This window comes from Reyranella sp. (assembly GCF_965279465.1).
In the GTDB taxonomy this organism is placed as follows: domain Bacteria; phylum Pseudomonadota; class Alphaproteobacteria; order Reyranellales; family Reyranellaceae; genus Reyranella.
The window spans coordinates 602,565-624,484 of sequence record NZ_OZ257242.1; the positions used below are offsets into that span (position 1 = coordinate 602,565).

The following is a 21,920-nucleotide window of genomic DNA, read 5'->3' on the forward strand; positions in this document are numbered from 1 at the left end:
TGCGTCGATGGGGGAGCAGCATGGATCTCGGATTGCGCGGCAAGGTCGCCGTGGTGACGGCGGCGAGCGGCGGGCTGGGCCGCGCCATCGCCGAGGAATTCGCGGCCGAAGGCGCGATCACAGTCATCGCCGCCCGCAACCAGGCGCGGCTCGCAACGAGCGCCGAGGAGATCGCGCGCAAGACCGGCGGCACAGTCATCGCCTGTCGTGCCGACTGCACGGTGGAGGCAGACATCGCTGCCCTCGTGCACGATACGATGCAGAAGCATGGCCGGCTCGACGCCATGATCTGCAACTCGATCGGACCGAAGACGGCGCCGTTCGACGAGATGACCGACGACGGCTGGCGAGAGGCGCTCGACGTCAAGGTGGTGGCGCAGATCCGCATCGCCCGCGAGGCGTTCAAGGCGATGCAGGCGCAGCGCTCCGGCTGCATCCTCTTCATGGCCGGTACGCATGGCCGCCAGCCCCGCACCTATTCGGTGACGGCGGGCGTCACCAATGCCGCGCTGATCAACGCCAGCAAGGTGCTCGCCGAAGCCGCGGCGCCGTTCAACGTAAGGGTCAACGCGATCAATCCCGGCCCAATCGACACCGAACGCATGGTCTATCTGACCAAGGAGAAGGCGGCCGAGCTCGACGTCTCCGAAGCCGAGGCCCGGCGCATCCTGGCCGACGTGACCCTGCTCAAGCGCTTCGGCGAGCCGCGCGAGCTTGCCTCGGCCGTCGTCTTCCTCGCCTCGCCGCGGGCCAGCTTCATGACCGGCATCATGCTCGACATCGACGGCGGCCAGGTGCAGGCGATCTGATGATCAAACATCCCTCACTTGGCGTGATCCGGCAATGAACGTACGGTGCAGGCTCCAGGAGGAAAACCAGATGAAACCCAGGATCATGCGCGCTGGCACGCGCCAGACGTCCAAGGCAGAGATGGCGAATTTTGTCGGGCCGGTCATGTCCGACCCGGTCTGGGCGCCCGAAGGCCCGTCGAAGCTGCGGGCTTCGCGCGTCACGTTCATGCCCGGTGGGCGCACCAACTGGCATCAGCACGCGGTCGGCCAGATCCTCTACGTGCTGTCCGGCATCGGGCGCTACCAGCTCGAGGGCCAGCCGGTGCAGATGATTCGGCCAGGAGACACCGTGGTGATTCCGCCGAATGCACGGCATTGGCACGGCTCTGCACCCGACGCCATGATGTGCCATCTGGCGATGTCGGAGACCGATGAGAAGGGCCAGGCCACGACATGGCTCGAACCTGTCAGCGACGCCGATTACGGCAAGGCGCCGGCCGCCGACTGATCGGCTTCTGCGCACGCGGGCTACGCCACCTCAGTCTCTTTGGCGGTCAGGATGAAGTGCAGGTTCTTCAGCATGCCGGCGGTGGCGCCCCAGATATAGCGCTCGCCGTACGGCATGGCGTAGTAGCGCCGCTCGCGGCCCTGGTATTGCCGGCTGTCGATCTTGTGGTTGACCTCGTCGAGGAAATGCTCGAGCGGCACCTCGAAGACATCGGCGACCTCGCGCGGATCCGCACGAATTGTGAAACCTGGCGTCACGATGCCGACGATCGGCGTGATCTCGTAGCCGGTGCCGGTGTGGTAGAGATCGACCGCACCGACCACGTCGACGAAGCGCGCTGGAATGCCGACCTCCTCCTCGGTCTCGCGCAAGGCAGTCGCCGCGGCATCGATGTCGCTCGCTTGGCGCCGGCCCCCGGGAAAGGCGACCTGGCCGGCATGACTCGGCATGTCTGCCGTGCGCTGGGTCAGCAGCACCGTGATGCCCGCCGCACGATTGACCAGCGGCACCAGCACGGACGCAGGTTTCCATGTCTCCGGGATTGGAACGATGCCGCTCAAGGAGAAGTCGTTGCCGATCGGCGGCGTAGCGACGGGCAATCCCGATGCCAACCGGATGCTTCTCTCACGCACCCGGCGCACAATTTCTTCAACCGTCATGCCCTTGTTCCGGCCTCAATTCTGGGCTTCCCTCAAACTTGTTTCCTACCGACCGAATGGAGCGCCTGGTGGCACCCGACACTTCGACCGCGACCGACGCCGACGCCCTTTCCGCCCTGGCCGACATCGAGCGGCTGGGCGGCCAGTTGCAGGCGGCCCGTGCGGCCATCGGCAAGGTCATTTATGGCCAGCAGCACGTCATCGATCAAACACTCGTTGCGCTTCTATCGGGTGGTCATCTGTTGTTGATCGGCGTGCCGGGCCTCGCCAAGACCAAGCTGGTCGAGACTCTCGGCACCGTGCTCGGCATGGAAAGCAAGCGCATCCAGTTCACGCCCGACCTGATGCCGGCCGACATCCTGGGCTCCGAGGTGCTCGAAGAGAGCGACGGCGGCCGCCGCTCCTTCCGCTTCATCCAGGGACCGGTCTTCGCGCAGTTGCTGATGGCCGACGAAATCAACCGAGCCAGCCCTCGCACACAGTCTGCACTTCTGCAATCCATGCAGGAGCGTCACGTCACCGTCGCCGGCAAGAGCTACGACCTGCCGGCGCCGTTCCACGTGCTCGCCACGCAGAACCCGTTGGAGCAGGAAGGCACGTATCCGTTGCCGGAAGCCCAGCTCGACCGCTTCCTGCTGCAGATCGACGTCGGCTATCCCGACGAGGAAGCCGAGCGGGAGATCATGATCGCAACGACCAGCGCCAACATGCCGGTCGCCGTTCAGGCGTTGACGCCGACCGATCTGATGGCGGCGCAGGCGCTTGTCCGCCGCCTGCCGATCGGCCAAAGCGTGGTCGATGCGATCCTGAAGCTGGTCCGCGCCGGCCGTCCCGAAACCAGCGATCTCGAGGTCGTGCGGCAGCGGGTCGCGTGGGGTCCCGGCCCGCGCGCCAGCCAGGCCTTCATGCTGGCGGCCCGCGCCCGCGCCATCATCCAGGGCCGGCTGGCCCCGTCGGTTGACGATGTCGTGGCACTTGCAGGGCCGATCCTCCGCCATCGCATGGCCGTGAACTTCTCGGCCCGGGCCGAAGGTGTCACGGTGGAGACCGTAATTGCCCAGATGTGCGCACGGATCGCGTAATCTGGCCTAGGCATTGCACCGCCAGGAGCCAATGGCCGATCCGTCAACCCTTCATCGTTCGCTCGAGCTCGCCGGCACCCTGCCGGCGTTGATGGTCGCTGCCGATCGTGTCGCCGCCACCGTGATCCAGGGCGTGCACGGCCGTCGCCGCGTCGGCCAGGGCGATGCCTTCTGGCAATACCGTCCGTATCGCGACGGCGACAGCGCCAGCCAGATCGACTGGCGCCAGAGCGCGCGCAGCCGGCACCTGTTCGTCCGCGAGACCGAATGGGAGGCCGCCGCTTCGGTCTGGCTGTGGCGCGATGCCTCACCGTCCATGCAATACGCCTCGCTGAAGAACATCGACACCAAGGCCGTGCGCGGCGAGCTGATCACGCTCGCCCTCGCCAGCCTGCTGAGCGACGCCAGCGAGCGGGTCGCCGTGCTCGGGACAGGACAGCGGCCGATCACCGGCCGGGTCGCCGTGCGGCGTGTGGCGGAAACCCTGTTCGACGAGACGCGCGATCCCGATCGCAAGCCCCCCAGCCTGCCACCACTGGTGCCACTGCCGCCCCATGGCACTGTCGTGCTGGTATCGGATTGGCTCGATCCGCTCGACACGGTCGAGGCGGTGATCCGTCACTACGCGGGCGCCGGCGTGCGCGGCCATCTGGTGCAGGTGCTCGATCCCGCGGAAGAGGACCTGCCGTTCAACGGCCATGTGAAGTTCGAGGGCCTCGAAGCGGAAGGCCAGCACACGATCCGCCGCGTAGAGTCCGTGCGCACCGCCTACGGCGCGCGGCTGGCGGCACAGAAGGAAGGCCTGCAGCGGTTGACGCGCTCGGCCGGCTGGACCGTGCATATGCATCGAACCGACCGTCCGCCGCAGACGGTGCTATTGTCGCTCTACCTCGCCATGGCGGACCTCCGTCGGTTGAACGCGGCATGACTATGTCCGTAACGCAAGGTCATCGCTGGGACCACGCCACTCCGGTGGCGCTCAGGGTCTTGCTGGGAGCGCGGTTCTCTAGAGCCGCTCTTCTTCGGATTGCGACACTCCATGAGCGGCTCTGGAGAGCCGCGCTCCCAGTGAAGACACGGACATGCTGAGCCTCGGCGCGTTCGCCTTCGCGGCTCCCGGCATGCTGGCGCTGCTGCTGGTGCTGCCGGTGATCTACTGGCTGCTGCGCCTGATCCCGCCGCTGCCGCGCCTCGTCCGGTTCCCGGCGATCCGGCTGCTGATCGGGCTCGAGCCCAGCGAGCAGACGCCGATGAAGATGCCGTGGTGGCTGCTGCTGCTGCGCCTGCTACTGGCGACCGCGCTGATCCTCGCCGTCGCGCGGCCTCTCCTCAATCCGCAGACCGAGCTGCCGGGCAAGGGGCCGCTCCTGCTGGTGGTCGACGACGGCTGGTCGTCGGCGCCGGGCTGGACGACCCGCATCGCGCACGCCGAGCGGCTGATCCAGCGTGCCGAGCGCGCCGGCCGGCTGGTCGCGCTGGTCGGCACCGCGCCCGCGCCGCTCGACGCCCCCGCCGTGCGCAAGGGCGCACTGCGCCCGGACGAGATGCGCACCATCCTGCGCGCCTTCCGGCCCAAGCCGTGGCCGACCGACCGCGCGGTCGCGGCCAACGAGATCGACCAGCTCAGGCTCGATCCCAGCGCGTATGTCGTGTGGCTGAGCGACGGGCTCGACGACGACGGCTCAGCCAAGCTCACCGAACGGCTGCAGAAGTTCGACGGGCTGCAGGTCGTGCTGCCCGACGCCTCCAGCACGCCGCTGCTGCTGATGCCGCCCGCCGCAGAGGGCCGCGACCTCAAGGTGACGGCGCTGCGCCCGATCGCCGACGGGCCGCGCAAGACTGCGATCCAGGCATCCGACGACCAGGGCCGCGTGGTCGCCCGCATCGAGCTCGACTTCGCGGCGTCGGCAACCAAGGGCGAAGGCGTGCTGCCGGCGCCGCCGGAGCTGCGCAATCGCATGTCCCGCCTCGATATCGAGGCGCAGGGCGGCGCGGGCAGCGCCGTGCTGCTCGACGAGCGCAATCGTCGCCGTCCCGTCGCCATCCTGGGCGAGCGCGCCTCGGCCACCGGCCAGCCGCTGTTGCAGGAGGTCTACTTCCTCGAGCGCGCGCTCGATCCCTATGTCAGCCTCACCATCGGCGACCGCGAGACCGTGCTGACCCGCAGCACCGCCGTGCTGCTGATCCCCGACGGGGCCTCGCCCTCGGCCACCGACCGCGACGAGATCGCCAAGTGGATCGAGCGCGGCGGCATCGCCGTGCGCTTCGCCGGCCCCAACCTCGCCGCCGGCGGCGACACGCTGGTGCCGACGCCGCTACGCCTCGGTGACCGCGCGCTGGGCGGCGTGATGAGCTGGGGCCAGCCGAGCGCGCTCGCCGAGTTCCCGACCAACAGCCCCTTCCTCGGCATTCCGGTGCCAAAGGACGTCCGCATCCAGCAGCAGGTGCTGGCCGAGCCCACTCCCGATCTCGCCGACAAGACCTGGGCGCGGCTGGCCGACGGTACGCCGCTGGTCACCGCCGAGAAGCGCGGCCAGGGCTACCTCGTGCTGATCCACACCACGGCCAATACCGGCTGGAGCAACATGGCCTTGTCGGGGTTGTTCGTGGACATGCTGCAGCGGCTCGTGACCCTGTCGCGCGGCGTGGCGGGCGACGGCATCAACAAGGCGCTGAAGCCGTGGCGCACGCTCGACGGCTTCGGCCGGTTGGGCGCACCGCCGTCCGGTGCGCAGATGCTGCCGGCCGACGCCGAGCAGACCTTCAAGCCCAGGCCTCCGACGCCGCCGGGCTTCTACGGCGACGAGAATGCGCAGGTCGCCTTCAACATCGGCGGCCATGTCGCGACGCCCAAGCCCCTGGTGCTCCCAGGCAGCGTCGCGACAGATCGCCTGTCCGAAGGCGGCGAAACCGATCTCGCCCGCTGGTGCCTGCTCGCCGCAGCGATCCTGCTGCTGCTCGACCTGTTGCTGTCGCTCTGGCTGCGCGGGCTGATGCCGCGCGCGGTGCGCATCGGCCGCGCCGCGCCGGCCGCCCTGCTGCTCGGCTTCGCAGCGTTCGCGACGGCGCCCGATACGCACGCCCAGCCGCAGCGTGCCGCCGCCCCGGCTCCCGACAAGCCAGGCCCGGCGCCGCTCAGCGAGGAGCAGGCACTCAAGGGCTCGCTCGACGTGCGGCTGGCCTACATCGTGACTGGCGACAAGGATGTCGACGACATCAGCAAGGCCGGCCTCGAGGGGTTGAGCGAGATCCTGCGCAACCGCACCTCGGTCGAGCCCGGCGATCCAGTCGGTCTCGACCTCGAGAAGGACGAGCCGCGACTCTATCCGCTGATCTACTGGCCGATCACCTCGACCCAGCCCAACCTCACGCCGCGCGCGTCGGCCGCGCTCGACCGCTACCTGCGCACCGGCGGCATCCTGTTCGTCGACACCCGCGACCAGCAGATGTCGTTCGACCGGCCGGTTGGAGGCAATCCCGACCTCAAGCGGCTGCTGTCCGGCATCGAGACGCCGCCGCTGATCGTCATGCCGCACGACCACGTGCTGACCAAGTCGTTCTATCTTCTGTCCGACATGCCGGGCCGCTGGGTCGGCGGCAAGCTCTGGATCGAGTCCGGCGGCGGGCGGGTCAATGACGGCGTCACCACCCTGATCATCGGCGCCAACGACTATGCCGGCGCCTGGGCGACCGACCAGCGCGGCCGCGGCCTCAACCCGGTGACGCCGGGCGGCGAAACCCAGCGGGAAATGTCGTTCCGGGTCGGCGTGAACCTCGTGATGCATGCCCTTACCGGCAACTACAAGGACGACCAGGTCCATATCCAGGACATCATGCAAAGGCTCAGGCGATGAACACGACCTCCGCGGTCTCCGTCGCCTTCGACCCGCTGCTGCCGTGGCCGGTGCTGATCGCGCTCGGCGCCGCAGGGCTGGGGCTGGTGCTGCTCGGCCTGCGCGCCCGTGCGCGCGGCCTGCTGTGGCGCTTCCTCGCCGTCATCGTCGTGCTGGCGGCGCTGGCCAACCCGGCCCTGATCGAGGAGCAGCGCAAGCCGATCGCCGACGTCGCGCTTGTCGTCACCGACGACAGCGACTCCATGGCGATCGGAGACCGCCACACACAGGTCCAGGCCGCGCGCGAAGCGCTGAAGAAGAAGCTCGCCCAGCAGGAAGGCCTCGAAGTGCGCGAGGCGGTCCTGCCGCCGTCACACATCCAGCTTGGCAGTGAGCGGCCCGGCGGGACACGGCTGATCGAGGCGATGAGACAGGCGCTGGTCGAGGTGCCGCCCGAGCGACTGGCCGGCGTGGTGCTGCTGAGCGACGGCCAGGTTCACGATGTCCCCGCCGGCCTGCCGCCCGAGCTCGGCGCCGCGCCGCTCCATGCGCTGATCGCCGGCAAGAAGAACGAGCGCGACCGGCTGATCGTGATCGAGCAGTCGCCGCGCTTCGGCGTGGTCGGCCGCCAGGTGACCGCAAAGTTCCGGATCGAGGATCCCGCCGGCGGCACCGCGCCGGTCACGCTGTCGGTCGGCGGCGAAGTCGTGCGCCGCCTCGACGTGCCGGTCGGCAAGTCGGTCGAGCTGCCGGTCACCGTCGGCAATCCCGGCGCCAACGTCGTCGAGCTCGAGGTCGCGCCCGGCGCGAACGAACTGACGCTCGACAACAACCGCGCGATCTTCACCATCAACGGCGTGCGCGACCGGTTGCGCGTGCTGCTGGTCTCCGGCGAGCCCTACCAGGGCGAGCGGGCGTGGCGGAACCTGCTCAAGAGCGACCCGGCGGTCGACCTGGTGCACTTCACCATCCTGCGCACGCCGCAGAAGGACGATTTCACGCCGGTGCGCGAGCTGTCGCTGATCGTCTTTCCGATGCGCGAGCTGTTCGAGCAGAAGCTGAAGGAATTCGACCTGATCATCTTCGACCGCTACGAGTCGGGGAACCTGATCACGCGCGACTATTTCCGCAACATCAGCGAATACGTGAAGAACGGTGGTGCGCTGCTGGTCTCGGTTGGACCGGTCTTCGCCACCGCGCGCTCGCTTTATCGTACGCCGCTCGGCGCCATCCTGCCGGCCGCGCCGCTCGGCGACGTGCTGGAGACCGGCTTCAAGCCCAAGGTCACCGAGATTGGCCAGCGCCATCCCGTCAGCGCGAACCTGCCGCAGGCCGGTGAGCCCGGGAAGGAGCCGCTGTGGGGCCGCTGGTTCCGCCTCGTCACCTCGCGCACCGATCACGGCAACGCCATCCTCTCCGGCGCCGAGGACAAGCCGCTGGTCGTGCTCGACCGCGTCGGGGAGGGCCGCGTGGCCCAGCTCCTGTCCGATCACCTGTGGCTGTGGAACCGTGGCATCGACGGCGGCGGGCCGCAGCCCGAGCTGGTGCGTCGCGTCGCGCACTGGCTGATGAAGGAGCCCGACCTCGAGGAGGAGGCGTTGCGTGCCACCTCGGTCGGCGGACGCATCGAGATCACGCGCCGCACGCTCTCGACCACCTTCCCGCAGGTCACCATGACCCCGCCCGGCACGCCGGCGCCTAACCAGCCGAACGCCGGCGCCACGCGCACGCTCGAGCTGCGCCAGATCGCACCGGGCCTGGGCCAGGCGATTGTCGATGTCGACAAGCCCGGCCTCTACCGCTTCGACGACGGCACGCTGCGCACCGTGGCCGCGGTTGGCAACCCCGACCCGCTGGAATTCTCGGATGTGCGCGCGACCGACGCCAAGCTGAAGCCGCTGGTCGAGGCCTCGGGGGGTACCATCCAGTGGCTGGCCGACACGCCCGACCCCGACATCCGCTCGGTCCGCCCCGGCCGCGCCGCCGGCGGCTCGGACTGGATCGGCCTGCGCCGCAACGAGGGCTACACCGTCGCCGGCATCAACCAGACGCCGCTGCTGCCGGGCATCCTGGTGGCGCTCGCCTTCCTGGTCGCGCTGGGCAGCGCCTGGTGGCGCGAGGGTCGCTGACCCGAAGACCTCTCGCGACGCCCGGCGCGCGGATTCTCCTCTTCGGCCATCAACCTCGGACCGGAGGCGGCGAGAAACCGACCCGCCGGGTCGTGGCGGCGATCCGGTCGCATGAGGCAAGCGTCTCGGCGTCGAGCAGCTTGCATTTGGGAGAAAACATTCGCCAGGCGTCCCAGTCGGATATCTCCCGCTTGTTCACGGCAAGCAGGTCGCGCATCAGGTTGACCCGCAGGAACCACGCGCCCCTGGCCGGACCGTGACCAAAGGCGTCTGCGTCGGCCCGGCCCTCGCGCCATGCTGTCCAGGCCTCGCCGGCATTGAGAAAGGCTCCTGCCGGCAGGTCCCTCGGATCGAAAGGGATGAGCAGGTGATCTCGTATCATTGGATCGAGCTGGGCGTCGGCGAGCGCCCAGCGGTCTTCGCCTTCCACCCGGTACTCGCAAACCCAATGATCCTCGAACGGGTTGCCGCGGAAGTAGGTCGCGAAGCCGCAGCGCACGCGCGCCGCGACACCGCGCTCGCGCAACAGGCTGCACAACATCAGCGCATAGTCCCGGCAAGTGCCGGACGTCCGCCGCTCCGGCGGCACGTCGATCCATCTCTCCGGATCGAGCAGCGCCAGGCGCTGCTCGACCGGCAAGGTTTGACGGCTCAGCGCGGCGTCCTTCACGCCGTAAGCGGCGGCCCAGTCGGCATGTATGACGATGCCCTGGATGAAGGCGCACATCGTCGGCAGATCGGGCGGAATCATCGCGAGCTTCTCCCGGGACGGGCCCGGGTCGGAAAGATCGCTGTGGGTTCGGTAGTAGTCGGTCACGCGATCGCTCTAGCGTTCCGGTAACGTCGTCGGCGGATCGGACAGCTCGGCACGGTGGTTATGTCCATAGATGTCGGGATACGAGACGATCTGGCCGGACTCGTCGGGAAACTGAGTATGGTAGGCGAGAGACACTGGGATCACTTCCGGCAACGGCTCGGAATAGGTGCCCTTGGCAATCATTGCATCGATCTCCAGTTCCGAGACGCCGAGTGCCCAGGCCGCCAAGGCGCGCGCCTGTTCCACGCGGACGCAGCCATGGCTCAAGGCACGTTGGGGCCGATTGAAAAGCGCTCTTTCATTTGTGTCGTGGAGATAGATGAACTCGTCGTTGTCGAGATCGAACATGACCCTGCCGAGAGGGTTCTGAGGGCCGGGCGGCATGTAGTGCAGCCCTTCATTGCGGATCATCGACGGCGTTGGCGTCCAGGAGGGATTGAATCGGAGGGCGAACATCGAGGACAGCATTTCGGGCGTGGCAGCCTTGGGCTGGCCGACCACCACGCGACTGCGCAGCACAGGAGAGCCGTCCTCCAGGGCGATCAGCTCGAAGGAAGGGATGTTGACGAGGACGAACTTGCCTCGGGTGGGGATTGCCGCACCGATGCCATGGCTGCGAAGCATGCTGAGGTAGGCGCTGGGCGGCAGTTCGGCTTTCGCTTCTGCAGCAGGTTTCGCATCGGCGGCCAGGGCGGGGGACGACGGCTGATCGGTCGAGACGCAGCCTGCAGCCGCCAATGCCCCAACGACGGCGAGCACAACCATGCTCGCATGAACCGCACGAGCCTTCACCATGTCGACACCGGCCTCTTGGTGCTTTCGGGGGCAAGAGGTTCCAGCCTAGGGATGGACCTGCTGCACGACCATCCAACCCGCCTGCGTGATGAAAAGGATGGCCAGCAGGGCAGCGATGGCGATGAAAGTCACATCGTCCCTACGACGTCCGCGCACGCCTGCCGAACGGAAACGACGGGCGGGCGAGCTGGGATTGCCGTTCATCCAAAACATTGTTCGCCTGAGAATCTGTTGCTGCGCACGTTTCTAGGCGAACTTCGTATCGAGAAGATTGTGCAGAGCGCGGGGTATCGTTTCGTAAGTTTCGGCGAGCCTCGCGGCGCCATTCGCTCGCGTGCAGAATTCTACAGAACCTACGCCGGATTCTTTCGGTGTCAGGGATGGCCTCCGGAAACGGCAACCATTCGTCGAACCGAACACTGCGCCGGTGCGGCGCTGGCAGGCAAGACAATGGCAGGACGAGACGAGCTACGGGTCGCCGCCCAGCCTGATCCGGAGCTGCCCGCAGACGCAGGCTGCTTCGCGTTCACGACAGATGGTCATGCCGGCATTTTTTCAGGACCGCCTGCGACCTTCACGACCATTCACAAAGCCCATAGACTCCGGGGCTCCGGAGGAATTTCCATCGACCACGCTGCATTCGCGCGGACAGGAGAAAACGATCGGCACATCCGCCGGCTCATGCTCTTCTTCGCCATCGTCTATCTGGTCGAGGGGATCGGCCAGGCGCGGGTCGGCATCATCTATCAGCCGCTCACGTCCTATCTGAAAGTCGGCGGCTGGACTCCGGTCGAGGTCGCCGCCTACTTCGCGGTGCTCAATTTCCCCTGGATCATCAAGCCCGTCTTCGGGCTCGTCTCCGACTTCGTCCCGCTGTTCGGCTATCGCCGCAAGAGCTACCTGATCATCGCGAGCCTCTGTGCGGCCGGCGCCTATGGCTGGATGACGCGGCTGACCGAGCCCGGCGCGTTCGCGCCGCTGCTCCTGCTCACCTCCTACGCCATGGCGACGGGCAGCACGCTGTGCGGCGCCCTGCTGGCCGAGAACGGCCGGAGCTTTCGCCTCAGCAGCGCGTTCGTGAGCCAGCAATGGCTGTGGTTCTACATCGCGATCATGGTGAGCGCGTTCGCGGGCGGAGCGCTGGTCGAGCATCTGCCGCCGATCTCGGCTCTGCAGGCCGCCGCCGGCATCGCCGCCGTCGCGCCCGTCGCGATGGTGCTGGCGTCGCTGTTCCTGCTCACCGAGAGGAAGGTGACGGTGAGTCGCCTGGAGATGGGGCTGACCTTCCGGAGCATAATGTCGGCGGCAAGGTCGGCCCGGCTGTACCTCGTCGCCCTGTTCCTCTTCCTCTATTCCTTCGCGCCCGGCTTCGGGACGCCGCTCTACTATTTCATGACCGACGAGCTGAAATTCTCGCAGGCCTATATCGGGATCCTGGGTGCGATCTCGTCGGCCGGCTGGATCGCCGGCGCCCTCGTGCATCGCTGGCTTCTCGCCCGGATGAGACCGAAGGCGCTGTTGAACCTCAGCATCGTGCTCGGAACGGCGTCGGCGGCTTCGTTCCTGCTGCTCTCGGGCGAGGTTTCGGCGGCGGTCGTGAACTTCGCCAACGGCGCCACCCTGATGATCGCGACCATCGCCTCGCTGACGCTCGCCGCGGACTACTGCCCCAAGCGCTCGGAAGGCTTCGCGTTTGCAGGCCTCATGTCGATCATGAACCTCGCGGACCTGTGCTCCAGCACCGTCGGCGCCTGGCTCTACGAGCACCTGTTCCACGGGCGACTCGGCCCCCTCATCGTCGTTTCCGCAGCCTCGACGGCAGTCGCCCTGGTCCTCGTTCCCCTGCTTCGCCTCGACGACGAGGCGCGGTGAGCTAGGCCGCCTTCTTCGCCACCATGTCCATCACGCGCGCCCGTTGCGCACGCGCGTTGCCGAACAGCTCGGCATTGGCCCGCGCCCGCTTGAAGTAGAGATGGTTCTTCATCTCCCAGGTGAAGCCGATGGCGCCGAAAATCTGGATGCTGCGCTGGGTCACCGCGGCGTACGCATCCGACGTGTAGGCCTTGGCCATCGCCGCGGCCTTGGCGGCTTCTGGCGCCTCTTCCGACAGCGCCCAGGCAGCGTAGAGCACGGCGGCATTGGAGCATTCGGCCTGGCCCAGCATGTCGGCCAGCGAATGCTTGATCGCCTGGTAGGAGCCGATCGGCTTGCCGAACGCCGCGCGCTCCTTGGCATAGTCGACCGTCATCTCCATCACGACCTGCGTGCCGGCTGCATTCTCGGTGGCGAGGGCGAGCAGGATGCGATCGCGCAGCCACGGCCAGAGTGCCGCGTCGGCCATCGCCAGCCGCTCGGCCTTGACGTCCTTCAGGCGCACGTCGGCCACCTGCCGGGTGACGTCGCGCCATGGCAGCAGGTCGACCGTCACGCCCGGCTGACGGGCATCGACGAGGAAGAAGGCGCGACGGCCAGCAGCCTCGTCCTGGGCGGCAACGATCAGCCAGTCGGCAGCGGCGGCATCGATCACGAACGATTTCACGCCGGTCAGCCGATCGCCGCGCGCGGTGCATTCGCGGCACGGACCGTCCGTCGAGCCGCTTGCCTCGGCGACGGCGACCGCGAGCTTCGTCGTGCCGGCGGAGACACCGGGCAGCAGCGCTTTCTTCTGCTCCGGCGAGCCGCCCTTCTGGACCGCCCAGGCGCCGAATAGGGTGCCGAGGAATGGGCTCGGCGCCAGGCTGCGGCCCATCTCGCCCAGGATCATCGCAAGATCGATGCAGGAGAGGCCGAGGCCGTCGTACGCCTCGTCGATCACCAGGCCCTGCCAGCCCATGGTGACGATCTTCGCCCAGTTGGCGTCGTAATCCGCGTCAGCCACGGTGGCGCCGGGCACCAGCACCCTGGAAAGCGAAAACTCCTTCTCGAGGAAGCTGCGCGCCGACTGGCGCAGCACGACATGGTCTTCACTGAGGGCGAAATTCATGAATTGGTTTCCTCGCTACAGCTTCAGCTTGGACTCCCTCCCCCGTCTTCGGGGGAAGTGGCGCGGTAATCCGCGACGGAGGGGGTGTGACGCACCTTCTCGCGTCAGAACGACTCAAAGACCTCTAACCCTTCTTCCCGCGCGTCTCCGAGAACGGCACCCGCGCCGTCGGATCGGGTTCCCGCGGCAGGCCGAGCATGCGTTCGGCGACGACGTTCTTCAGGACCTCCTGCGTGCCGACGCCGAGCGTGACGGCCTGGCTGAACCAGAAGGCATGATCCCAGTCGTCGTAGGGATCGTCGCTGCCGCCGAGCTGCGAGGGGAACGGCGATTCGCCCGCGATCATGCCGCGCGGCCCCTGGGCGCGTTTGGCGAGCTCGACGACCTTCTGTCCGTGCGGCGCCGCCAGCATCTTGTGGATCGCGCCCTCCGGCCCAGGCGGGCGGGCGTTCATGCGGTCGCTGAGCGCACGATAGGCGAGCAGGCGCAGGATCTCGCCTTCGACATAGATCTGCGCCGCCTCCTCGCGCATCGCGCCGTCGTCGAGCGCACCGATCTCGGCCAGACCCTCCACCAGCTCGCGCGCCGACGGGCCGTGGCCCCAGATCGCGCCCGGCCGCGACAGCGCCACCCGCTCGGTCTGGAGCTGGGTCATGCTGAGCGCCCAGCCATCGCCCTCCTTGCCGAGCAGCCGGTCGGCCGGTATGCGCACCTCGTCGAGAAAGACCTCGTTGTATTCGTTCTCATGCGCCGACATGTCGATGATCGGCCGCACCGTGATGCCGGGCGTGTCCATGTCGAGCAGGAACTGCGACAGGCCCTGGTGCTTGGGCACATCGGAGTTGGTGCGCGCGACCAGGATGCCGACCTTCGCCTTGTGGGCGAGCGAGGTCCAGATCTTGTGGCCCTTTACGACATAGTGGTCGCCGTCGCGCCGCGCCACGGTGCGTAGCGCGCCGAGGTCCGAGCCGCCCGACGGCTCGCTGAACAGCATGCACCAGACCTCCTCCCCGGCGAGCGCGGGCAGCAGATAGCGCTGGCGATGTTCCTCGGTGCCGTGGGTCAGCAGCGACTGGGCGCAGTTGTTGATGGCGACTGGGTTGCGCGGAACATGCACGCCGGCGCGCTTCATCTCCTGGTCGACGATCAGCTGCAGCTCGGCGTCGGCCGCGAGACCCCACGGCCTGGGCCAGTGCGGCACGGTGAAGCCAGCCTGCGCGAGATCGCGACCGGTCGGATGCGGATGCGCCTCGAACCAGGCACGGATCGGCTTGCGTTGGGGGTGGTCCTCACCCGGCAGCTCGAAGTCCATCGGATCCTCCTGATGCGGTCATGTCCTTGAAGCGCTCGCGCAAGGTCACCTTGTGGATCTTGCCTGTCGCGGTCATCGGCAGGGCGTCGACGAAGGCCACGTCCTCCGGCACCCACCACGATGCCATCTGCGGGCGCAGGAAGGCGATCAGCTCGGCGGGCGTCACGGTCTTGTCGGCCTTGCGCACCACGACAAGCAACGGCCGCTCCTGCCAGGTCGGGTGATGGATGCCGATCACCGCGGCCTGCGCGACGGCGGGATGCCCCATCGCCGCGTTCTCGACCGCCGCGCTCGAGATCCATTCGCCGCCCGACTTGATCACGTCCTTGGAGCGGTCGACGATCTCGACCGTGCCGTCGGGAAAGAGCTTCGCGACATCGCCGGTCTGCAGCCAGCCGTCGTCGATCGGCGCCTCCTGCTTGAGGTATGCGCCGACGATCAACGGACCGCGCGCCTGCAGATGACCGAAGGCCACACCATCATGCGGCAGCGGCTTGCCCGCATCGTCGACGATGCGGAGCTTGGTCGAGAAGGCGACCCGGCCCTGGCGCAGCTTCTGCTCGACCCGCTGCTCGTAGGGCGCATCGGCGAGACCGGGCGGCAGGGCGCACTTGGTGACGCCGAGCGCCTCGGTCATGCCCCAGGCCTGCGCCACCTCGATGCCGTGGCGCTGCTCGAGCGCATCGATCAGCGAGCGCGGCGGCTTGGTGCCGGCGACGAGGGCGGCCCGCAGCGATGGCAGCGTGAGGCCGCTGCGATCTAGATGGTCGACCAGCATCAGCCACACGGTCGGAACGCAGGCCGCCATGGTGACCTTCTCGGCGGCCATGATCTCGTAGAGCTTGTCGGGCTCGAAGTTGCGGCCGGGCAGGACCAGCCCCTGGCCGCTGAGCGGCGCGGTGTAGACCATCTGCCAGCCGTTGCCGTGAAACATCGGGGCGATCGGCATCACCACCTCGCGAGCGCCCGAGCGATAGCCGCCGATCATGTCTGCGGTGCTCATGACAAGCGCGCTCAGGATCGTCGAGCGATGCGTGTTCACCACCCCCTTGGGCGGTCCGGTCGTGCCCGAGGTGTAGCAGATGACGGAGGCCTGCTTCTCGTCGAACTGCGGCCATTCGTAATCGGCGTCCTCGGCCGCGAGCAGCTTCTCGTAGCTCAGCAGCTTGAGACTCGACTTTGGCGGCTCGGGCTCGACGCTCATGTAGATCCAGCCCTTCACGCCCGGTGTCTGCGGCGCAAGCCTCTCGGCGATCGCGAGGGTCGCGGCATCGACGCAGATCCAGGAATCCTCGGCGTGATTGACGATGTAGACGAGCTGTTCCTCGAACAGGCGCGGATTGATCGTGTGCAGCACCGCGCCGGACCCGGAGACACCATAGAACAGCTCGAAGTGATGGTGCGTGTTCCAGGCGAGCGAGGCCACGCGATCGCCCGGTTTCACCCCGAGCCGCGCCAGCGCCTTGGCAAGCCGCTTGGCGCGCGTATGCACCTCGGCGTACGTCGTACGATGAATGCCGCCCTCGGCGGTGCGCGCCACGATCTCCGTCGTGCCATGGATGCGCGCCGCATGCTCGAGCACCGACGACACGAGCAGGGGCACGTCCATCATCAATCCCTGCATGCGATCCTCCCGCTATCTGGCTTGCCTGATGTAGCCCTCGACGATCTCACGCCACAGCTTGAGCAGCCGATCGAACCGTTCCGGCTCGTCCTGCCACAGCATGCGGATGGCGAGGCCGCGCACCAGGCCGAGCGTCAGCCACAGCACGTCGTCGGCCGTCTTCTCCGACATGCCGCTCGCCATCAGCGCCTCGAGCCAGGCCTGCTCGGCCGGCAGGCGCGCCTTGCGCACCATGCCCATCAGCTTCTGGCGGAAGGCCTTGCTGTTGATGGAGGTCGCGATGTCGAGCGAGATGAAGAACGGCGTCGAGAAGAAGAAGTCGCGCCCGTCGGCGATCACCTTCTCAAGCGGATCGTCGCCGTTCCCGACCGAACGCGCCCGACTGCGGCTGGTCTCGAGCACGTTGGTGAAGACGTGCTCCATCGTGGCGTAGACCAGCTTCTCCTTGGTCGCGAAATGGTGGAGCTGTGCGCCGCGCGAGACGCCCGCCGCCCTGGCGACGTCGGCGGTGCGGAAATGCGCGTAACCCTTCTTGCGCAACACCTCGACGGCGGCGTCGAGGATGCGGGTGCGCGTGCCTTGCGTCCGTTCCGCCTGCGTGCGCCGCTTCTTCGCGGCCGGCACACGTCGGCGACGGCTTGGGCGCTTATCTGGACGCTCGTCAAATTGTTCCGACAGCGCCATGCCTGGCTCAGTCCGCCTTGACGTATTCGACCTTGGCCCAGCCCTTGCCGTCGAAGCGCGAGAGCTGGAAGCCGTGATAGGCGCGGTAGTCTTCCGGCGTGTTGCTCAGCACCGTGCCGGGCAGCAGCATCGGCAGGGTCACGTCCTTGAGCGTCGTCGCCTGCTTCAGCAGGTTCTCGCGCGTCAGCTCGTTCTTGGCCGCCTTCAGGACATGCTCGACCATCTGGGCGTTGACGTAGCCTGACACGCCGATCGCATCGAGGGCGGCTTCGTTGGGCGCATATTTCTTCATGAAGGCGAAGTAGTCCTGCATTGCCTGGTCTTTGTCCCAGGTCGGATCGCCCGGCTCCTTGAAGAACTGCGCCGTCATCACGCCCTCGGCCTTGTCGAAGCCGACGACCTTCAGCACCGCCTGGACCGAGCTGCCCGGGCTGGCGATGAACTGCATCGGCTTCCAGTTGAGCTCGTTGGCCTTGCGGATCGCCTGGGCGGCGAACTTCGGCGTGGTGAAGTTCATGAACACGTTGGCGCCCGAGTTCGCGAGATTGATCATCTGCGAGTCGACGGTCGGGTCGGTGAGCTCGTAGCTCGTCTCGGCGACAATCGCCTTGGCGCCCGCCTCGCCCAGCCCCTTCTTCAGGCCCTTGAGAAAATCCTTGCCGTAATCGTCGTTCTGGTAGAGCACCGCGATCTTCGCGTTGGGCTGCGCCTTCAGCGCGTACCTCGCGTAGCCGATCGCCTCGACCTCGAACGAGGGATAGAACGGCACCGTCCAGGGATACTGCTTGGGATCGTTGAACTTGCTGCCGCCGGCCGAGATCAGCAGCTGCGGCACCTTCTTGCCGTTGAGGTATTTCTGCGTCGCCGAGTTGGTTGGCGTGCCGACAGTGCCGACCTCGGCCAGCACGCCGTCCTCCTCCACGAGCTTACGCGACGCCTCGAGCGCCTTGGGCGGGTTGAATCCATTGTCGAGGACGATGAACTTGATCTTGCGGCCGTTGATGCCACCCTTCTCGTTCAGCGACTTGAAGTATGCCTCCTCGACGCGACTGTAGATGCCGAACGCCGAAGCCGGCCCGCTGAGCGGCGTGCTCTGGCCGATCTTGATCTCGCTGTCGGTGACGCCCGGACCGTACTGCTTCTGCTGGGCCTGGCTGGCCGTCGCCGCCATCGCGAGCGCAGCCGCGAGCAGCGCCATTGTTGAGCGCATCCTTCCCTCCACTATTTGCGCCGGCCTCTCGACGGGCCAGTCGCAACTCAGTTAAAAACAGTCCGTCCGGCTTGTAAACAAAAATTCTACCATTTGTTAGGAAACGCCATGGCCGAAATCCTCGCACTGGGCATCTCCCACTATCCGCCGCTCTGGGGTCCCGACGACCGCATGTGCTGGATCCTCAAGCGCATGCTGCAAAACCCGAAGCTACCCGAGGTATTGCGCACGCCCGACGGCTGGCCCGAGGCGATGCGCGCGGAATGGGGCAACGACGAGGGCGTCTCGGCGGCCGCGCGCCATCGTGAGAAGCTGGTCGGCTGGTTGACCAAGACGCGCGCGGCGCTCGACGCGTTCAAGCCCGACTTCGTGCTGATGTGGGGCGACGACCAATACGAGAACTTCAAGGAAGACGTCGTGCCGCCCTACTGCATCGCCGCCTACGACCGGTTCAAGTTCGCGACGCCGCCAGGGAACGTGTGGGGCGAGACCGACAAGGTGTACGACCTGCCGGGCCATCCGGCGGCGGCCAAGATGCTCGCGACGCGGCTGATCGAGGACGGCTTCGACACGGCCTATGCCTACAAGCCGCTGCACCATCCGCTCGGCCACGCCTTCACCAATGCGATCCTGTATCTCGACTATGAGCGCAAGGGCTTCGACTATCCGATCGTGCCGTTCGCGATCAACTGCTATGGCCGCAAGGTACTGGCGCAGCGCGGCGGCCTGCCGGTGTTCGATCACGAGATCTCCGAGAGCGACTTCGATCCGCCCGCGCCGACGCCCCGGCGGCTGTTCGACATGGGCGCCGCAACCGCGCGCATCCTCGCGGACTCACCCTACCGCGTGGCGCTTCTCGCCTCGTCGGGCTGGAGCCACGCCTTCCTCACGGGCAAGAACAACTACCTATATCCCGATACGCCGGCCGACCGGCGCATGTACGAAGCATTGAGGAACAGCGACTGGGCGGCGTGGCGCGCGATGACCGGTGCGGGTGTCGAAGACAGCGGCCAGCAGGAGATCCTGAACTGGTCCTGCCTCGCCGGCGCCATGAGCGCGCTCGACCGCAAGCCGCAGGACACCGGCTTCGTCGACACCTGGATCTTCAATTCGTCCAAGGCGTTCCTCATCGCCCCGCCAGATCATGTTCCTCTCCCCCGCTAGGGGGAGAGGCTAGGAGAGGGGGTTACGCTCGCCGTCGAGGACGAGCTGCATCGAGGCCCAAATCCCCTCGCGATTGGCGACGACTTCGCTCGCTGCAAACCGGATCAAAAGCCATCCCTTACGCTCCATGTCAGCTGTTCTTCGAGCATCCGTCTCGATTTGATCGGCGTGATGATCGCCGTCGATCTCGATGACGAGCTTACGTGATACACAGGCGAAATCCGCGAAGCAGGGGCCGATCGGATGCTGACGGCGAAACTTGATGCCGTCCATGCGGTGAGCTCGCAGCAGTTCCCAACAGATGCGCTCCGCCTTGCTGCTGTCGCGTCTGAGTTCGCGTGCTCGAATGACCTGTTGGGCCACGGCCCCCTCTCCCCCTAGCGGGGGAGAGGAGCATGATGGAGAAGAATCAGGCTATTTCGCGATCCCAGCCACCAGCACTCAAGCCTTCCTCGCCGCATCCAGCCGGATGACGTCGCCCAGCGCCACGAATTTCGCACCGTCGAACTGGGCGAGCTGCATGGCGTGGAAGGCGAGATAGTCGTCCGGTGTGTTTGTGAGCGTGATGCCGGGCAGCAGCATCGGCGCGACGGCGTCCTTGAGGCTGGTCGCCTGCTTCAGGACGTTCTCGCGCGTCAGCTCGTCGCCGCAGGCGCGCAGCACTCGGCTGATCATCACCGAGTTGATGTAGCCGGGCACCGCCGTGTTGTCCTCGATATTGAGGTTCGGCATGTATTTCTTGGCGAACGCGAGATACTCGACCACGTCGGGGTCGCCCACGGTCGTCGGATCGGTCGGATGCTTTTCCCAGCGCGCGGTGATCACGCCCTTCGACCGCTCAACGCCGGCGGGGATCAGCGTGCCGCCGATCGCCGAGGCGACGCTAGCCAGGATATGGACCTTGGGCCGCCAGCCGAGATCGTAGGCCTTGCGGATGCCTTGCGCTGCGAACTTCGAGGTCGTGAACTGCACCAGCGCGTCAGCGCCGGAGCCCTTGAGGTCGATGATCTGGCTGTCGACGCTGGGATCGGTCAGCTCGTTGCTGACCTCGCGGACGATCATCGTTTTGGCGCGATCGCCCAGGCCCTTCTTCAGGCCGAGCAGGAAGTCCTTGCCAAGGTCGTCGTTGATATAGAGCACGCCGATCTTCGCATCGGGATGTCGGGTCAGGATGAACCTGGCGTAGATCTCGCCCTGCCCGACATAGGTCGGATAAAGCGGCACGATCCAGGGATAGGTCTTCGGATCGTTGAAGCGGTCGGCGCCCGACGTCAGAAAGAGGTTCGGCACCTTTTTGCCATTGAGATACTTCTGCACCGAGGTGTTGGGCGCGGTGCCGAGGAAGCCGGCGATCGCCAGCACATTGTCCTCCTCCACCAGCTTGCGCGTCTGCTCCAGCGCCTTGGGCGGGCTGTAGCCGTTGTCGAGCGAGATCAGGTTGATCTTGCGGCCGTTGATGCCGCCCTGCTCGTTGATCATCTGGAAGTAAGCGGTCTGGGCATGGCCGTAGACGCCGTAGGCCGAGGCGGGACCGCTGTAGGGCGAGGTCGTGCCGAGCTTGATCTCGCTGTCAGTGACGCCCGGGCCATAGGTCTTGGCTGAGGCCGAGCGGCCGGCCAGCACGCCGAAAGCACCGGCACCGGCCATGACGGCCCGCCGGTTCGGATAGTTCCTCATGTTTCCTCCTGTTCGCTCTTCTTGTTATTTCGGTCGCACCACGCCGCCGGTCAGCAGGCGCATGAACTCGTCGGCGATATCGTCGGGCGTCATCGCGCCCTTGGGGTCGTACCATTCGGCGACCCAGGTAAGCGCACCCATGGAGAGCATGCGCACCACGGAAAGATCGAAGCCCGGCCGCAGCAGCCCCTTGCGCTCGGCCTCCTGCAACAGGTCCGCGAAGATCGCGGCATACTCGCGCTCCTGCTGCATGTGATGCTCGCGCAGCCGCTTGGGCAGGCGGCGGATCGATTTCAGGCGCGAGGAGAAGTGCTCGCGCAATGTATACTTGAGATGGGCGCCCAGCGCCGCGCGCAGGCGCTCGAGCGGCGAGGAGCCGGCGCCCGCCTCGGTGATTGCCTGCAGCACCTCATGCTGCGCCCCACCGACACCGCTCTCGAGCACCGCGCGCATGATCTCGTCGCGCGAGCTGAAGTGATAATAGATGCTACCAGCCTCGATCTTCGCCGCCGCCGCGATGCGGCGCACGGTGACGTGGTCGGAGCCGTGCTCCTGGTAGAGGCGCTTGGCAACCTCGATCAGGCGTGCCTTGGTCCGCTCGGCCTTGGTGACCTTGCCGTTGGCCGCCTGGACTGCGGGTTGCATCAAGTGA

The 21,920-nt window shown here is 66.9% G+C and carries 19 protein-coding genes; 8 read left to right on the forward strand and 11 right to left on the reverse strand.

What is annotated here, in order from left to right:
* Positions 1–20: 20 nt before the first annotated feature.
* On the forward strand, positions 21–809 hold the full coding sequence (locus ACQY8M_RS02980) for an SDR family oxidoreductase (protein WP_428668996.1): 789 nt from the start codon (positions 21–23) through the stop codon (positions 807–809).
* Between the two features lie 70 nt (positions 810–879).
* Positions 880–1,299: a (R)-mandelonitrile lyase gene (locus tag ACQY8M_RS02985; RefSeq protein WP_428668997.1), complete on the forward strand. Its 420-nt coding sequence runs from the start codon at positions 880–882 to the stop codon at positions 1,297–1,299.
* A gap of 20 nt (positions 1,300–1,319) precedes the next feature.
* On the opposite strand, the gene ACQY8M_RS02990 is transcribed toward ACQY8M_RS02985, so the two are convergent.
* Positions 1,320–1,958, reverse strand: a complete 639-nt coding sequence (locus ACQY8M_RS02990) for a CoA pyrophosphatase (RefSeq protein ID WP_428668998.1) — start codon at positions 1,956–1,958, stop codon at positions 1,320–1,322.
* 56 nt (positions 1,959–2,014) lie between these two features.
* On the opposite strand from ACQY8M_RS02990, the gene ACQY8M_RS02995 reads away from it, so the two are divergent.
* The 4 genes from ACQY8M_RS02995 (at position 2,015) to ACQY8M_RS03010 (ending at position 9,002) form a co-directional block, all read left to right on the forward strand.
* Positions 2,015–3,040 carry an AAA family ATPase gene (locus ACQY8M_RS02995; protein WP_428668999.1) on the forward strand — a complete coding sequence of 342 codons (1,026 nt, stop codon included), beginning with the start codon at positions 2,015–2,017 and terminating at the stop codon, positions 3,038–3,040.
* A 31-nt stretch (positions 3,041–3,071) separates the two neighbouring features.
* The gene (locus tag ACQY8M_RS03000; protein ID WP_428669000.1) at positions 3,072–3,968 is read left to right on the forward strand and encodes a DUF58 domain-containing protein; all 897 of its coding nucleotides are present in this window, start codon (positions 3,072–3,074) and stop codon (positions 3,966–3,968) included.
* A 154-nt stretch (positions 3,969–4,122) separates the two neighbouring features.
* A complete protein-coding gene (locus ACQY8M_RS03005; protein ID WP_428669001.1) occupies positions 4,123–6,894 on the forward strand; it encodes a DUF4159 domain-containing protein in 2,772 nt (923 codons plus the stop codon).
* Positions 6,891–9,002 carry a hypothetical protein gene (locus tag ACQY8M_RS03010; RefSeq protein WP_428669002.1) on the forward strand — a complete coding sequence of 704 codons (2,112 nt, stop codon included), beginning with the start codon at positions 6,891–6,893 and terminating at the stop codon, positions 9,000–9,002. Before ACQY8M_RS03005 ends, ACQY8M_RS03010 begins: the two co-directional genes overlap by 4 nt.
* Positions 9,003–9,051: 49 nt before the next feature.
* Here the strand turns inward: ACQY8M_RS03010 and ACQY8M_RS03015 are convergent, their stop codons facing one another.
* Together ACQY8M_RS03015 and ACQY8M_RS03020 are read right to left on the reverse strand one after the other, a co-directional pair.
* Complete coding sequence (locus tag ACQY8M_RS03015; protein WP_428669003.1) at positions 9,052–9,819, reverse strand: transglutaminase domain-containing protein; 768 nt, start codon at positions 9,817–9,819, stop codon at positions 9,052–9,054.
* 9 nt (positions 9,820–9,828) lie between these two features.
* The gene (locus tag ACQY8M_RS03020) at positions 9,829–10,614 is read right to left on the reverse strand and encodes a L,D-transpeptidase family protein (protein WP_428669004.1); all 786 of its coding nucleotides are present in this window, start codon (positions 10,612–10,614) and stop codon (positions 9,829–9,831) included.
* Here ACQY8M_RS03020 and ACQY8M_RS03025 point away from each other — a divergent pair.
* Complete coding sequence (locus ACQY8M_RS03025) at positions 10,591–12,486, forward strand: MFS transporter (protein WP_428669005.1); 1,896 nt, start codon at positions 10,591–10,593, stop codon at positions 12,484–12,486. The genes ACQY8M_RS03020 and ACQY8M_RS03025 overlap by 24 nt on opposite strands.
* 1 nt (position 12,487) lies before the next feature.
* Here the strand turns inward: ACQY8M_RS03025 and ACQY8M_RS03030 are convergent, their stop codons facing one another.
* From ACQY8M_RS03030 to ACQY8M_RS03050, 5 genes are all read right to left on the reverse strand, one after another.
* Positions 12,488–13,597 carry an acyl-CoA dehydrogenase family protein gene (locus ACQY8M_RS03030; protein ID WP_428669006.1) on the reverse strand — a complete coding sequence of 370 codons (1,110 nt, stop codon included), beginning with the start codon at positions 13,595–13,597 and terminating at the stop codon, positions 12,488–12,490.
* A gap of 124 nt (positions 13,598–13,721) precedes the next feature.
* On the reverse strand, positions 13,722–14,909 hold the full coding sequence (locus tag ACQY8M_RS03035; protein WP_428669007.1) for an acyl-CoA dehydrogenase family protein: 1,188 nt from the start codon (positions 14,907–14,909) through the stop codon (positions 13,722–13,724).
* Positions 14,887–16,533 carry a long-chain fatty acid--CoA ligase gene (locus ACQY8M_RS03040; RefSeq protein WP_428669008.1) on the reverse strand — a complete coding sequence of 549 codons (1,647 nt, stop codon included), beginning with the start codon at positions 16,531–16,533 and terminating at the stop codon, positions 14,887–14,889. The genes ACQY8M_RS03035 and ACQY8M_RS03040 overlap by 23 nt, the downstream gene beginning before the upstream one ends.
* A gap of 12 nt (positions 16,534–16,545) precedes the next feature.
* The gene (locus ACQY8M_RS03045) at positions 16,546–17,157 is read right to left on the reverse strand and encodes a TetR/AcrR family transcriptional regulator (RefSeq protein WP_428669009.1); all 612 of its coding nucleotides are present in this window, start codon (positions 17,155–17,157) and stop codon (positions 16,546–16,548) included.
* Positions 17,158–17,224: 67 nt separating this feature from the next.
* A complete protein-coding gene (locus ACQY8M_RS03050; protein ID WP_428669010.1) occupies positions 17,225–18,427 on the reverse strand; it encodes an ABC transporter substrate-binding protein in 1,203 nt (400 codons plus the stop codon).
* 108 nt (positions 18,428–18,535) lie between these two features.
* Between ACQY8M_RS03050 and ACQY8M_RS03055 the strand changes: the two genes are divergently transcribed.
* Positions 18,536–19,591 carry a hypothetical protein gene (locus ACQY8M_RS03055; RefSeq protein ID WP_428669011.1) on the forward strand — a complete coding sequence of 352 codons (1,056 nt, stop codon included), beginning with the start codon at positions 18,536–18,538 and terminating at the stop codon, positions 19,589–19,591.
* A 9-nt stretch (positions 19,592–19,600) separates the two neighbouring features.
* On the opposite strand, the gene ACQY8M_RS03060 is transcribed toward ACQY8M_RS03055, so the two are convergent.
* The 3 genes from ACQY8M_RS03060 to ACQY8M_RS03070 all read right to left on the reverse strand — a co-directional run bounded on the left by ACQY8M_RS03060 (position 19,601) and on the right by ACQY8M_RS03070 (position 21,913).
* The gene (locus ACQY8M_RS03060; RefSeq protein ID WP_428669012.1) at positions 19,601–19,954 is read right to left on the reverse strand and encodes an endonuclease domain-containing protein; all 354 of its coding nucleotides are present in this window, start codon (positions 19,952–19,954) and stop codon (positions 19,601–19,603) included.
* 78 nt (positions 19,955–20,032) lie between these two features.
* Complete coding sequence (locus ACQY8M_RS03065; protein ID WP_428669013.1) at positions 20,033–21,268, reverse strand: ABC transporter substrate-binding protein; 1,236 nt, start codon at positions 21,266–21,268, stop codon at positions 20,033–20,035.
* A gap of 24 nt (positions 21,269–21,292) precedes the next feature.
* Positions 21,293–21,913 (reverse strand): TetR/AcrR family transcriptional regulator, encoded by a 621-nt coding sequence (locus ACQY8M_RS03070; RefSeq protein WP_428669014.1) that lies wholly within the window; start codon positions 21,911–21,913, stop codon positions 21,293–21,295.
* Between the last annotated feature and the right edge of the window lie 7 nt (positions 21,914–21,920).

Excerpts from the sequence above, each read along its gene's own strand:
- ACQY8M_RS02980 (WP_428668996.1), top strand. The coding sequence starts at position 21 with ATGGATCTCGGATTGCGCGGCAAGGTCGCCGTGGTGACGGCGGCGAGC.
- ACQY8M_RS02985 (WP_428668997.1), top strand. The coding sequence starts at position 880 with ATGAAACCCAGGATCATGCGCGCTGGCACGCGCCAGACGTCCAAGGCA.
- ACQY8M_RS02990 (WP_428668998.1), bottom strand. The coding sequence starts at position 1,958 with ATGACGGTTGAAGAAATTGTGCGCCGGGTGCGTGAGAGAAGCATCCGG.
- ACQY8M_RS02995 (WP_428668999.1), top strand. The coding sequence starts at position 2,015 with ATGGAGCGCCTGGTGGCACCCGACACTTCGACCGCGACCGACGCCGAC.
- ACQY8M_RS03000 (WP_428669000.1), top strand. The coding sequence starts at position 3,072 with ATGGCCGATCCGTCAACCCTTCATCGTTCGCTCGAGCTCGCCGGCACC.
- ACQY8M_RS03005 (WP_428669001.1), top strand. The coding sequence starts at position 4,123 with ATGCTGAGCCTCGGCGCGTTCGCCTTCGCGGCTCCCGGCATGCTGGCG.
- ACQY8M_RS03010 (WP_428669002.1), top strand. The coding sequence starts at position 6,891 with ATGAACACGACCTCCGCGGTCTCCGTCGCCTTCGACCCGCTGCTGCCG.
- ACQY8M_RS03025 (WP_428669005.1), top strand. The coding sequence starts at position 10,591 with ATGAACCGCACGAGCCTTCACCATGTCGACACCGGCCTCTTGGTGCTT.
- ACQY8M_RS03020 (WP_428669004.1), bottom strand. The coding sequence starts at position 10,614 with ATGGTGAAGGCTCGTGCGGTTCATGCGAGCATGGTTGTGCTCGCCGTC.
- ACQY8M_RS03030 (WP_428669006.1), bottom strand. The coding sequence starts at position 13,597 with ATGAATTTCGCCCTCAGTGAAGACCATGTCGTGCTGCGCCAGTCGGCG.
- ACQY8M_RS03035 (WP_428669007.1), bottom strand. The coding sequence starts at position 14,909 with ATGGACTTCGAGCTGCCGGGTGAGGACCACCCCCAACGCAAGCCGATC.
- ACQY8M_RS03040 (WP_428669008.1), bottom strand. The coding sequence starts at position 16,533 with ATGCAGGGATTGATGATGGACGTGCCCCTGCTCGTGTCGTCGGTGCTC.
- ACQY8M_RS03050 (WP_428669010.1), bottom strand. The coding sequence starts at position 18,427 with ATGCGCTCAACAATGGCGCTGCTCGCGGCTGCGCTCGCGATGGCGGCG.
- ACQY8M_RS03055 (WP_428669011.1), top strand. The coding sequence starts at position 18,536 with ATGGCCGAAATCCTCGCACTGGGCATCTCCCACTATCCGCCGCTCTGG.
- ACQY8M_RS03065 (WP_428669013.1), bottom strand. The coding sequence starts at position 21,268 with ATGAGGAACTATCCGAACCGGCGGGCCGTCATGGCCGGTGCCGGTGCT.
- ACQY8M_RS03070 (WP_428669014.1), bottom strand. The coding sequence starts at position 21,913 with ATGCAACCCGCAGTCCAGGCGGCCAACGGCAAGGTCACCAAGGCCGAG.